At 64.9% G+C, this 11561-nt stretch carries 16 protein-coding genes and 1 tRNA gene; 9 read left to right on the top strand and 8 right to left on the bottom strand.

What is annotated here, in order from left to right; all coding sequences use genetic code 11:
- Positions 1-2: 2 nt before the first annotated feature.
- The 5 genes from lptB to HNP51_RS11065 form a co-directional block, all read right to left on the bottom strand.
- Positions 3-800, bottom strand: coding sequence for an LPS export ABC transporter ATP-binding protein (gene lptB / locus HNP51_RS11085; protein WP_184269502.1), 798 nt, complete (start codon positions 798-800; stop codon positions 3-5).
- A gap of 6 nt (positions 801-806) precedes the next feature.
- Entirely contained in the window at positions 807-1289 is a 483-nt protein-coding gene (locus tag HNP51_RS11080; protein WP_184269504.1) for an LptA/OstA family protein, read from the bottom strand.
- Positions 1286-1948, bottom strand: a complete 663-nt coding sequence (gene lptC, locus HNP51_RS11075) for an LPS export ABC transporter periplasmic protein LptC (protein WP_184269516.1) — start codon at positions 1946-1948, stop codon at positions 1286-1288. The genes HNP51_RS11080 and lptC overlap by 4 nt, the downstream gene beginning before the upstream one ends.
- Before the next feature lie 8 nt (positions 1949-1956).
- Complete coding sequence (locus tag HNP51_RS11070; RefSeq protein ID WP_184269518.1) at positions 1957-2571, bottom strand: ribonuclease D; 615 nt, start codon at positions 2569-2571, stop codon at positions 1957-1959.
- 156 nt (positions 2572-2727) lie between these two features.
- Positions 2728-2814 (bottom strand) — tRNA-Leu (locus tag HNP51_RS11065).
- 253 nt (positions 2815-3067) lie between these two features.
- Here HNP51_RS11065 and HNP51_RS11060 point away from each other — a divergent pair.
- Positions 3068-4429, top strand: a complete 1362-nt coding sequence (locus HNP51_RS11060; RefSeq protein WP_221415839.1) for an NRAMP family divalent metal transporter — start codon at positions 3068-3070, stop codon at positions 4427-4429.
- Positions 4430-4466: 37 nt separating this feature from the next.
- Here HNP51_RS11060 and HNP51_RS11055 read toward each other — a convergent pair whose 3' ends face one another.
- The 3 genes from HNP51_RS11055 to rplU all read right to left on the bottom strand — a co-directional run bounded on the left by HNP51_RS11055 (position 4467) and on the right by rplU (position 6036).
- A complete protein-coding gene (locus HNP51_RS11055; protein WP_184269520.1) occupies positions 4467-5000 on the bottom strand; it encodes a GNAT family N-acetyltransferase in 534 nt (177 codons plus the stop codon).
- 174 nt (positions 5001-5174) lie between these two features.
- Entirely contained in the window at positions 5175-5462 is a 288-nt protein-coding gene (gene rpmA, locus HNP51_RS11050) for a 50S ribosomal protein L27 (RefSeq protein ID WP_184269522.1), read from the bottom strand.
- A 100-nt stretch (positions 5463-5562) separates the two neighbouring features.
- On the bottom strand, positions 5563-6036 hold the full coding sequence (gene rplU, locus HNP51_RS11045) for a 50S ribosomal protein L21 (protein ID WP_184269524.1): 474 nt from the start codon (positions 6034-6036) through the stop codon (positions 5563-5565).
- 276 nt (positions 6037-6312) lie between these two features.
- On the opposite strand from rplU, the gene HNP51_RS11040 reads away from it, so the two are divergent.
- The 8 genes from HNP51_RS11040 to HNP51_RS11005 all read left to right on the top strand — a co-directional run bounded on the left by HNP51_RS11040 (position 6313) and on the right by HNP51_RS11005 (position 11514).
- Positions 6313-6972 (top strand): hypothetical protein, encoded by a 660-nt coding sequence (locus HNP51_RS11040; RefSeq protein ID WP_184269525.1) that lies wholly within the window; start codon positions 6313-6315, stop codon positions 6970-6972.
- A gap of 98 nt (positions 6973-7070) precedes the next feature.
- The gene (locus tag HNP51_RS11035; RefSeq protein WP_184269527.1) at positions 7071-8072 is read left to right on the top strand and encodes a cation diffusion facilitator family transporter; all 1002 of its coding nucleotides are present in this window, start codon (positions 7071-7073) and stop codon (positions 8070-8072) included.
- Positions 8073-8116: 44 nt separating this feature from the next.
- Positions 8117-9220: a GTP-binding protein gene (locus HNP51_RS11030; RefSeq protein ID WP_184269529.1), complete on the top strand. Its 1104-nt coding sequence runs from the start codon at positions 8117-8119 to the stop codon at positions 9218-9220.
- Complete coding sequence (locus HNP51_RS11025; RefSeq protein ID WP_184269531.1) at positions 9217-9429, top strand: DUF2093 domain-containing protein; 213 nt, start codon at positions 9217-9219, stop codon at positions 9427-9429. The genes HNP51_RS11030 and HNP51_RS11025 overlap by 4 nt, the downstream gene beginning before the upstream one ends.
- A gap of 40 nt (positions 9430-9469) precedes the next feature.
- Positions 9470-9709, top strand: a complete 240-nt coding sequence (locus tag HNP51_RS11020) for a type II toxin-antitoxin system ParD family antitoxin (protein ID WP_184269533.1) — start codon at positions 9470-9472, stop codon at positions 9707-9709.
- 322 nt (positions 9710-10031) lie between these two features.
- The gene (locus HNP51_RS11015; protein ID WP_184269535.1) at positions 10032-10340 is read left to right on the top strand and encodes an integrase arm-type DNA-binding domain-containing protein; all 309 of its coding nucleotides are present in this window, start codon (positions 10032-10034) and stop codon (positions 10338-10340) included.
- Positions 10341-10462: 122 nt separating this feature from the next.
- Positions 10463-10927 carry a mobile mystery protein A gene (locus HNP51_RS11010; RefSeq protein ID WP_184269537.1) on the top strand — a complete coding sequence of 155 codons (465 nt, stop codon included), beginning with the start codon at positions 10463-10465 and terminating at the stop codon, positions 10925-10927.
- Positions 10924-11514: a mobile mystery protein B gene (locus HNP51_RS11005; RefSeq protein WP_184269539.1), complete on the top strand. Its 591-nt coding sequence runs from the start codon at positions 10924-10926 to the stop codon at positions 11512-11514. The genes HNP51_RS11010 and HNP51_RS11005 overlap by 4 nt, the downstream gene beginning before the upstream one ends.
- The last annotated feature ends 47 nt before the right edge of the window (positions 11515-11561 follow it).

Genomic DNA, 11561 nt, shown 5'->3' with positions numbered 1-11561 from the left:
TGTCAGCCGAACATTTCGCCCAGATAGACGCGGCGGACCTCGGGGTCGCGAACAGCCTCGTTCGCCGTGCCTTCGAACAGGACCGAACCGGCCGAGATGATCGAGACGCGGTCGATGATGTCCAGGGTCTCGCGGACGTTGTGGTCGGTGATCAGCACGCCGATGCCCTGGCTGGACAGATAGCGGATCACGTGACGGATGTCGGCGATGGCCAGGGGGTCGATGCCGGCGAAGGGTTCGTCCAGCAGCATGAAGCTGGGCCGCGCGGCCAAAGCCCGGGCGATCTCGACGCGGCGGCGCTCGCCGCCCGACAGGCCGGTGGCCGGGGCGTGACGCAGGTGGTCGATGCGCAGCTCTTCCAGCAGTCGGCTGGTTTCCTGCTGCACGCCGGCGGCGGTCTTCTCGTGCAGTTCGACCACGGCCTTAATGTTCTGTTCGACCGTCATGCCGCGGAAGATGGAGGCTTCCTGGGCCAGATAGCCCAGGCCCATGCGGGCGCGCTGATACATGGGCTGCTGGGTGATCTCTTCGCCGTCCAGCCAGATCGAGCCGCTGTCGGCCGGGATCAGGCCGGTGATCATGTAGAAGCAGGTGGTCTTGCCGGCGCCGTTGGGGCCCAGCAGGCCGCAGACCTCGCCGCGCTGGACAGTCAGGGAGACGTCCTTGACCACCTGACGCTGGCCGAAGCTGCGGGCGATGTGCTCGACGCGCAGGCCGGTATGGCGCGCCTCTTCAGGGGCGGGCGCGTCGTCAGCGTCCGCCTGATCGAGGTTGAGGGCTGAAAGTTCCTTGCGCGCCAAACGGGGTCAGTTCCCTTGCGGATAGAAGACGCCCTGGACGCGGCCGTTTCCGCCTTCCATGCGCGCCGTCTCGGTGCGGACGTTATAAACGAGGCGGCTGCCGGTCAGGACGTTCTTGCCCTGGGTCAGGATGACGTCGCCCGTCACCACCACCTCGGCGTTGCCCAGGGTATAGACGGCGCGGTCGCCGCGCATGCTCTGGTCCGGGGTGACGAAATAGACATTGCCCGTCGCCTCGACCCGGCTGAGATCGCCATTGGCCGTAACGCCGGTGATGGCGTCGGCGCGCAGGCGATTGCCGCCCTGGGTCAGTTCGGCCCGGCCGCGCAGGGCGAAGCCGTTGGGCGTGTATTCGCCGCCGTCGGCGCCGTACTGGACCGGCTCCTTTGAGGCGTCGGCGCGGCTTTGAGCGCCCGAGGCCGCGGGGACCGTCAGGGCCAGCAGCAGGGCGGCGCCTGCGATCATGGTGTTCGACTTGGACATGGTCATTTGCCGGATCCCGCGGGGTTGATGGTCCCGCTTATCTTGTTGTCGCCCTGGCCGCTGAAGACGACCCGTTGGCCCTGATCATAGATGGCATAGGACGAAGCATTGATGGTTCCAAGAGGCCCTTGCCCCTGGACGCCCTTGTCGCCCGTCACGACGCCGGTGTTGGTGTCGACCACGGCTTCAGGCGTGGTCAGGACGAAGCCGGAGCCGCCGTCCGAAATCTTGACGTTCGGCCCGATCACCACCTTGCGGCTGGGCTCGATATAGGTGCCGCCGTCCGCCGTCAGTTCCGTCACCTTGCGCCCGCCCAGGTTTAGACGGAGCAGGGGGCCGACCAGGCGGAAATAGCCGGTGGCCGGATCGCGGATCGCGCCCTGGGCGCCGATGACGAAGGAGCGCCCTTGCGCGTCCTGGCCGTGGAACATGGGATTGTCGAGGCGGATCTCACGCGTCTCGCTGGCCTTGCGCTCGACCCCCGACATGACGGTGCGGAACACGGTCCAGGTCAGGGCTCCGCCCGCCAGCATCAGGATGACGATGGGGAGGACGCGGCGGTACAGCTTGACCCGGCGCGAGCGCGCGCGCCAGCGCTCGCCGGCCTGGGCGACCCGGGCCTCGTCGGCGCGCTTGCGCGCTTCCTGGGCGTCGCGGTCGCTCATGCTCGTCCTTAGGCGTGCGCGAAGATGTCGATCTCGTCCCAACCGGCCAGGTCGAGACGCGAACGGGTAGGCAGGAAGTCGAAGCAGGCGCGGGCCAGCTCGGCGCGGCCTTCGCGCTCCAGCATGAGGTCCAGCTTTGCCTTGATGGCGTGCAGATAGAGAACGTCCGAGGCGGCGTAGTCCAGCTGGGCCTGCGACAGGACCGGCGAACCCCAGTCCGAGCTCTGCTGGGCCTTGGACATGTCCACCCCGGCCAGTTCGCGCGCCACGTCCTTCAGACCGTGACGGTCGGTATAGGTGCGGGCCAGCTTGGAGGCGATCTTGGTGCAATAGACCGGACGCGTCTCGACGCCGAGGTGCAGGTCGAACATGCCGATGTCGAAGCGGCCGAAGTGGAACAGCTTCAACACCTTGGGGTCGGCCAGCAGCCGCTTCAGGTTGGGGCAGTCATAGTCGGGGCGGCTCATGCGCACGACATGGGCGTCGCCATTGCCCGATGACAGTTGCACCACGCACAGCGGGTCGCGACGGAAGCGCAGACCCATGGTCTCGGAATCGATCGCGACCTCCGGGCCGAGGTCGAGGCCGTCGGGCAGGTCGCCTTCGTGCAGGTAAACGGTCATGGGCAGAAACTCGGGTGGTCGATCAGGGCGACAACATAGACGAACCGCGCGCTATCGCTAGGACGCAGCGCCAACCTTTGCCGCCGTACGAGAAAAGAGGAGGGCTGAAATGACAAACGGCGCCGTATCCGTGGGATACGACGCCGCTTGAGAATATGGTGCCCAGAAGAGGACTCGAACCTCCACGACCGTTAAGTCACTGGCACCTGAAGCCAGCGCGTCTACCAATTCCGCCATCTGGGCCCGGTGGGTCGCCCCGCCGAGGAGCGATCTAATAGGGGGGACCTCCTGAGCGGTCAACAGCCTTTTTTCTGATCTCTGAAAAAACTGCACTGTTGACTAAAAGCTATTTGAAATCCGCGTTCTATCAGTCTGACTTGGCCCTTGTCCGCTAGCCGGCGATCTTGCCGCGGCAGGGGATCGGCGGGGGCTGTCTTTTCATCGGCAAGAGGAGGCGTAGGCTGGCGGGGCAGACGTCAGGTTCCGCAGGTGATGATTGTCCGAGCCGCAGCCGCCTCCGTCGTCAGAGCCTGCATCGAACCCCGTCGGCCCCGGGGACGACGCAGGGCCGCGCCAACGCGATCTGCTGCGAGTCTTCAAGGTTCTGGGGCCGGGCCTGATTACCGGCGCCGCCGACGACGATCCGTCGGGCATCGCCACCTATTCCCAGACCGGAGCCCAGTTCGGCTACGGGATGCTGTGGACCGCCCTCTATCAAATCCCCCTGCTGCTTGCGGTGCAGGAGGCCTGCGCCCGAATAGGCGCGGTGACAGGGCAGGGCTTGGCCGGGGTCATCAAGCAGCACTATTCTCGACACGTCCTGATCGCCATGGTCCTGCTGGTCGTGGCGGCCAACACCATAAACATCGGTGCGGACATCGGCGCCGTGGCCGATGCGGCAGCCCTGGTGGTCGACGCGCCGGTCTGGGCCCTGGCGCTGCTGACGGCGGCGACGGTCCTTTTGCTGGAGGTGTTCGTCAGCTACCGGGTTTACGCTAGGTTCCTGAAGTGGCTGGCCCTCGCCTTGCTGGCCTATCCAGCCACGGCCCTGATCATCGAGCAGCCATGGCGCGAGATCCTCTATGCGACCTTCGTGCCGCATATCGAGTTCACGGCTTCCTTCCTGTTCATCATCACCGGGGTCTTCGGCACTTCGATCTCGCCCTACATGTTCTTCTGGCAGGCCTCGCAGGAAGTGGAGGAACTGCTGGACCGGAAGGTGTCGATGGATGAGGAGGGACGGCCGCGCCTGCCCCGCTATTATCTTTCTGACATGAGGCTGGACGTCAGTGTAGGCATGGTGACGGCTGAATTGGTGCAGTGGTTCATCATCATGACCACGGCCTCGGTCCTGTTCCGCAACGGAGTGACGGACATCCAGACCGCGGCGGATGCGGCCCAGGCGCTGGAGCCCTTGGTGAAGTCCTTCCCTGACGCTGGCCAGGCGGCCAAGGTTCTGTTCGCTGCAGGGGTGATCGGTCTTGGCCTGCTGGCCATTCCGGTGCTGGCGGGCTCGGCGGCCTACGCCTTGTCCGAGGCGTTGGGCTGGAAGGAGGGGCTGTCGAACAAGTTGGGCGACGCGCGCGGATTCTACGGCGTCATCGCCGTGGCGACCCTGATCGGCCTTCTGCTCAACTTCATCGGCGTCAACCCGATCAAGGCCCTGGTCTATACGGCGGTGTTCAATGGGATCGCCGCCGTGCCCCTGCTGTATGTGGTAGCGCGAATCAACGGGGACCGGGCGATCATGGGTGATTCGCGCGGCGGTCCCTGGTCGCGAACCTTCGTCTGGCTGACCTTCGGCGTCATGGCTTTGTCGGGTGCGGCTCTGCTCTACACCGTCGTGGTTCCGCGCTGAGCGACGGTCGCCGCCCCCGCATAGGGAGCGGCGCTGATCAGGCCAGCCAGACCATCATCCGGGTATCGGTGATCTCGCCGCGCGCCTGGCTGAAGGCGCGGCGGGTCTCGCCCGTATAGAGGAAGCCAGCCTTCTCCAGCACGCGGCCCGAGGCCGGGTTGTCGGCGAAGTGGCCGGCGATCAGGGCGCGACGTTTCCAGCGCCTGGAGGCCCAGACCAGGGCGCCTTCCAGGGCTTCGGTGGCGAACCCCCGGCCCCAGAAGTCGCGGCCGATCCAGTAACCGGTCTCGGGCACCTTATCCTGGTTCTCGAACAGGCCGATGACGCCGACGGGGCCAAGGTCCTCGTGCTCGATGACGAAGGTGTTGGCGCGTTTCGGGTCCTGGGCGGCGACGTGCAGGACGAAGTCCTCGGCGTCTTCCACCTGGAAGGGGTGGGGCATGCGCTGGGTCATGCGCGCGATGTCGCGGTCGTTGGCCATGGCCGCGATGCGGCTGACGTCCTGGGCGCCGGGCGCACGCAGGATGAGGCGCCGGGTTTCGACGACGGGAGAAGTTTCAATCACGCACATGGGTCACGCCCCTTTGGTGCGACCGCCGTCCTTGTTCATCAGGGCTCGGGCGGTCAGCGAGGCGGGGAAACGCAAACGGGGAGCCTGGTGATCCAGACTCCCCGCGGAATATTTCCCTGGTCCGGATCGCGGCTTCTAAGAGCAACGCGATCCCGGATTTTGGTCCAGTTCGCGTTACTCGGCGGCCATAGCCTGAGCGTCGTCGTTGGCCGCAGCGAGAATCGACACGTAACAACGGCCGCCACGTTTGGTGGTGAATTTCACCGCGCCCGTCGCCGTGGCGAAGAGCGTGTGATCGCGGCCGAGGCCGACGTTCTCACCGGGGTGGAAGGTGGTGCCGCGCTGACGCACGAGGATGTTGCCGGCCAGAACGTTCTCGCCGCCGTACTTCTTCACGCCAAGGCGCTTGGAATGGGAGTCGCGACCGTTACGCGACGAACCACCGGATTTCTTGTGAGCCATCTTGCTGCTCCTCTTCCTTGGGTGCGCTATCGCCCCTGGGGGCTACTTGAGCGCGACCTTAACGTCTTGGCAGGCGCCGAACGGGGCGCCGGTGAATGTCTTAGGCTTCGGCGCCTTCAGCCTTGGCGGCTTTCTTGGCGGGAGCCTTCTTGGCCGGAGCCGCTTCAACAGCTTCAACGCGCGGGGCGAGGCCACGGGCGCGAGCGTTGATTTCCAGCTTGGTCATCAGGTCGACCGTGCCGTCCCATTTGGCTTTCTCGCCGGCGCCTTCGATGCCGGTGATGCGCAGGACGGTTTCCATCTGACGATGGCCGTTCGTGCGGCGATAGCCCTGACGACGGGTCTTCTTGAAGATCTTGATCTTCTCGCCCTTGCGAGTTTCGACCAGGGTTGCAGCAACCGCCGCACCGTCGATCAGCGGAGCGCCGACCGTCACACCCTTGTCGCCGCCCAGCATAAGGACTTCACCGAAATTGACGGCAGCGCCAGCGTCGCCGTCGAGTTTCTCGACAACAATCACATCGCCCGGTTGGACCCGGTACTGCTTTCCGCCGGTCTTGATCACCGCGTACATTTGGAAGCCTCAGCGTGAACGCAAAAAAGAATGCGCCCGCCAGGAAACCCTGCGGGCGAAGAGCGGCGACATATACGGAAGGGCGAGCCAGAGTCAACGCGAAAGGGCGGCCTCTGGGCCTAAAACCCGTGCGCAGGCGGCGTTGTGGCGGCGATCTGGCCTGATTTGTCGCGCTTTCGCAATAGTAAGGAACGCCCGCGTAAGAGGGCGGTCTTGCGGAAGATTCGTTCGCAAGGCCTCTCGACCGTTACAAAGTAACAGTATAGAGGTCACGGAATGTCGCCGCACGACCTTCAGCAGCCCGTTTTGATTTCGCTTTTGGGCGGGGGATTCGTCGCGGCCTTCCTGCACGCCGCCCTGCCGACTCACTGGCTGCCCTTTGTTCTGGTAGGACGGGCGCAGCGGTGGAGTCTGGGGCGGGTCATGGCTGTTGCCGTGACGGCAGGGCTGGCCCACATCGCCTCGACCGCCTTGGTCGGATCGCTGATCGTGGCGGCGGGACTGGCGCTGAACGCCTGGATCGGCGGGCTGCTGCCGCACCTTTCGGCCGCTCTGCTGTTCGTCTTCGGCGCCTTCTATCTGGCGCGTGCCTCGCTGCAGAAGCCCATCACGGCGACGGGGCCTGAGGCTGATGTTCCGGAGCCCGCTGTCTCGGACCGCGGCGCCTTCTGGGGTCTGGTGCTGATGATGGCGGTGACGCCGGGCGAGGTGCTGCTGCCCATCTATCTGTCGTCAGCGACCGAGGGCGTCATGGCCCTGGCCCTGCTGACCCTCAGCTTTGCGGCGGGGACGGTGCTGGGCATGACCTTGCTCGCCGCCCTGGCCAGCGCCGGATACTCCATCCTGCGGCTGGAGCGCTGGGCCCGCTATGAAGGCGCCATTCTGGGCGTGGCCCTGATCCTGATCGGCCTGCTGGTGATGACCCATCAGCACTAGGTCGGAGTGATAGGCTGCTGATAGGTTATATATTTACATTCAATGACTTATGTTCGTCGTCGTTGACGCGGCGCGGGAAGCGGGCCTAGAGAAATCCCATGGCGCACGATCACGATCACGCACACGACCATGACAACCATTCCCAGGCGGGGCGCTCGCACGCGGGCCACGACCATGCAGGCCATGATCATTTGCATGATAATGGCCATTCCCACGGCATCGGCGGCCACCATCATGGCCCGGTGGACACCGGCGACTGGCGCTACGCCGTCGGCCTGATCGTCAATCTGGTTTTTGTGGTCTGCGAGTTCGGGGCCGGTCTCTGGGCCGATTCGTCGGCGCTGATGGCCGATGCGGGTCATAACCTGTCCGATGTTCTGGGGCTGGCCATGGCCGGCGGGGCGGCCTGGCTGGCGCGGCGCGCGGCGGGGTCCAAGCGCACCTATGGTTATGGCAAGGCGACGGTGCTGGCCGCCTTGGGCAACGCCCTGCTGCTGATCTTCGCCTGTGGCGCCATCGCCTTTGAGGCCATCCGCCGTCTGGCCGAGCCTGCGCCGGTGGCGTCGGGCGTCATCATGATCGTGGCCGGCATCGGCTTCGTCATCAATCTGGGCACGGCCCTGATGTTCATGAAGGACCAGCACAAGGACCTGAACGTCCGCGGGGCCTATCTGCATATGATGTCTGACGCCGCCGTGTCTCTGGGCGTGGTGGTCGCCGGGGCGGTGATCCTGCTGACCGGCTGGGCCGTGATCGACGCCCTGGTCAGCCTGGCCATCGTCGCGGTCGTCCTGATCAGCACCTGGGGCCTGTTGAAGGACTCGGTCAATCTGGCGCTGGACTCGGTCCCGAACGGGGTCGAGGTCGATCAGGTCCGCGAGGCCTTCGTGGCCCTGCCGGGCGTCAGTGCGGTGCACGACCTGCACGTCTGGGGTCTGTCGACCTCGGACACGGCCCTGACGGCGCACCTGGTCCACGACCGGCCCGACGCCGACGCGCTTCTGATCGAAGCACAGGCCGTGGCCCGCAGCCGCTTCAATATCAGCCACACGACCTTCCAGCTGGAAAGCGGCGCCTTGCCGGACTGCCCGACCTGCTGAGCAGGGCCTTCCCTTTCCGCCCCAGACCCTCCATCTAGCCGCCCATGACCCAGAAGACTCCCGTCACCGTCCTCACCGGCTACCTCGGCGCCGGCAAGACCACCCTGTTGAACCGCATCCTCACCGAGGACCACGGCAAGCGTTACGCCGTCATCGTCAATGAGTTCGGCGAGATCGGCATCGACAACGACCTGGTGGTCGGCGCCGACGAGGACGTGTTCGAGATGAACAACGGCTGCGTCTGCTGCACGGTGCGCGGCGACCTGATCCGCGTCGTTTCGGGCCTGATGAAGCGCCAGCGCCCCGGCAAGCCGGCCTTTGACGCCATCATCGTCGAGACGACCGGCCTGGCCGACCCCGGCCCGGTGGCCCAGACCTTCTTCGTCGACGAGGAGGTCAAGGCCAAGACCCAGCTGGACAGCGTCACCGCCCTGGTCGACGCCAAGCACGTCATGGCGCGTCTGGACGACTCCAAGGAAGCGCGCGAGCAGGTCGCCTTCGCCGACCGCATCATCCTGAACAAGGTCGATCTGGCGACGGACGAGGAACTGGCTGCGGTCGAGCGCCGTCTGCGCGCCCTGAACCCGCTGGCGCCCATCATCCGCGCCGAGCGCGCCAATGTGCCGCTGGATCAGATCCTGGGCCTGCACGGCTTTGATCTGGAGCGCATCGTCGAGGTGCGCCCCGACTTCGTGAACCCGCCCCACGGCGCCGAGGGCCATGTCCATGACGCCGACTGCGGCCACGGGCATGACCACGGTCACGACCATGTCCATGACGAGCACTGCGGCCATGGCCACCATCATGGACACGATCATCACGATCACGGCCCGCGCGGCCACGCTCACAACGACGACATCAAGGGCATCTCGCTGACGCTGGACCGTCCGCTGAACGGCGCCAAGTTCACCGCCTGGCTCGACAGGCTGCTGGGCGAGCAGGGCCAGAACATCCTGCGCGCCAAGGGCATCATCGACGTGGACGGCGAGGACCGCCGTCTGGTCTTCCAGGCCGTGCACATGATCCTGGAAGGCGACCTGCAGAAGCCTTGGGGCGAGAAGGAGCGCCGCTGGAGCCGCGCCGTCTTCATCGGCCGCGATCTGGACGAGGCCGCGCTGAAAGCCGGCTTCGAGGCCTGCGCGGCATGAACCCGCCCCCTCGCGCGCGGGTCGAGGCCCAGGTGATCTACGGCACGCCCGAGTTCGAGATCGTCAAGGGCGGCGACCACGTCGTCTGCGCCGTCTCGGGCGCGGTCATCCCGCTGGACATGCTCAACTACTGGAGCGTCGAACTGCAGGAGGCCTACGCCTCGGGCGCGCTGATGACCCAGCGCTGGGTCGAGACGCACAAGGGCTGAGCGAGATTGCCATTTTTTGCCATCGGCGTAGGCGTTGCCCATGAGCAGGACGAACATCTCGCTGCCCGATCCGATGGAGACCTTCGTGGACGAACGGGTCGAGGCGCGGGGCCATGGCTCTTCCAGCGAGTATGCCCGCGATCTGATCCGCAAGGACGGCGATCGGCAGAGGCTGCGGGGCCTGCTGTTGGGCGGGGCGGAATCCAGCCCGGCCGAGCCCGCCGACGCGGCCTACTTCGACACCCTGCGGGCGCGCATAAAGGGCCGTCGCCCGTCGTGAAGATCTAGGTCGTCATTCCGCGCGAACAGGCCGCGCGCGACATCAACCAGGCCTTGGACCCCTATCTTGCGACGGCGGGCGAGGTTGTCGCCAGCGCTTTCGTCGACGCGCTTGAAGACGCCCTGGGACATCGAGCTCGAACCCAAGGGTTCTTTCTGGTGGCCCGAGGGTGCTCAAACGCCCTTGTGGTGGGCAGGTTCAGGGTTCGTTCTTTTGCCGCCGATTTCTCGATTATCCTCCGAAATCCCCCCAGTCTGGTGACCATGTGGTGACCAAAAACGGGGCCAGAAACGCGGCCCTGACTGGGCCCGAGGGAAATCTAGTGGTCCAGAACGCCCGTTCCGCCAAAATCACGAAGAGGGTAGTCCATTCCCTGGTGCCCGAAGACGCCCGTTACATCCTTTGGGACACGCAGCTGAAAGGCTTCGGCATCCGGGTCGCGACCAGCGACATCAAGACCTACGTCGTCCGCTATCGGACGACCGGAGGCGCGGACCGCCTCATTCAGATCGCGGGGCACGGCGTCGTGACGGCAGAAGAAGCCCGCGAGAGGGCGGCGGCGGTTCTGGCGGAGTCGCAGCGGGAGGCGAAGGTCCATGTCGCCGCGGCGCGCCAGCTCAGTTTGTTCTGAGCTGGAGTTTCGCTCCTATATACATGATCGAATGGTGATCGACTGCTCATATTGGAATGAGCGAAAGAGATTGTTTTGCTCATAATTATGTGTTATCTTAGTGCAAGATTGGACACATAAACATGGTCGCCACCCACGCCGCACTGGCTATCAAGAGTCTCGACAAACGCTTTGCGGCCATCCGCGATGCGCGTATCGCCACACCGCCGCGTGGATGGCTGCGCGCTATTCGCGAAGCGCTGGGGCTGTCAACGCGCCAGCTCGCAGAGCGCATGGGCGCCGCGCCGTCTCGCGTCACGACGTTGGAAAAAGCCGAGGTGACAGGGGGAACTACGCTGCGCTCACTGCGTGAAGCGGCGGAGGCGATGGACTGTACCCTTGTCTACGCCATCGTGCCCAAGACGACGCTAGAAGCGATCCGGCGCGAACGCGCCGCCATCATCGCCGAGCGTGAGCTCTCCAGCCTTCACCATACGATGAGGCTGGAGAACCAGGCCGTAGGCCGCGAAGAACTGGAAGAAGAACGACAGCGCCTTATCGATGATCTCCTCACTGGTTCGCCAAGGCGGCTGTGGGAGGCGCAATGACCGACGCGCTTCTCGATGGCGATGACGACGCCAACACGCCCCTCGCCCACGAGGAGCGGCAGCAGCTCCGCCTGTCCTACATCACGACACGCGGAGAGCTGAACGAAGCTGAACAAGCCAATATCGCCCAGGCGATGCGGTGGCTTCGAGGGATCAAACGAGAGGTCGTCGACGAAGATTTTCACTGTGAGCTGCATCGCCGCATGTTCAGCGAAGTCTGGCGATGGGCCGGTGATTACCGCACCACCGAACGCAATATCGGCGTAGCGGCCCATCTTATCCCGATGGAAATGCGCCAGCTCCTAGGAGATGTACGGTTCCAGATCGACCACAACAGCTTTCCGCCCGACGAACTCGCCGTGCGGTTTAGCCACAGACTTGTTGCGATCCATCCGTTTCCGAACGGGAATGGACGGCACTCTCGAATGGCTGGCGACAGGCTCGCGATGCAGCTTGGCCAAAGGGCTTTTACCTGGGGGCGCAATAGTCTGGTCGATCCGGGCGCAACCCGGACCGCCTATGTCAGGGCGCTACAGGCTGCAGACAATCACGACTATGAGTCCCTGATCGAGTTCGCACGATCATGACAACAAGACTTGACGTGCCCCTGAGTTTTCATCCAGCGGCGACCAGA

It is taken from the genome of Brevundimonas bullata (genome assembly GCF_014207965.1).
GTDB lineage: Bacteria > Pseudomonadota > Alphaproteobacteria > Caulobacterales > Caulobacteraceae > Brevundimonas > Brevundimonas bullata_A.
Note: the sequence above shows the minus strand (reverse complement) of the source record. Positions and strands in the feature narration are given on the sequence as shown.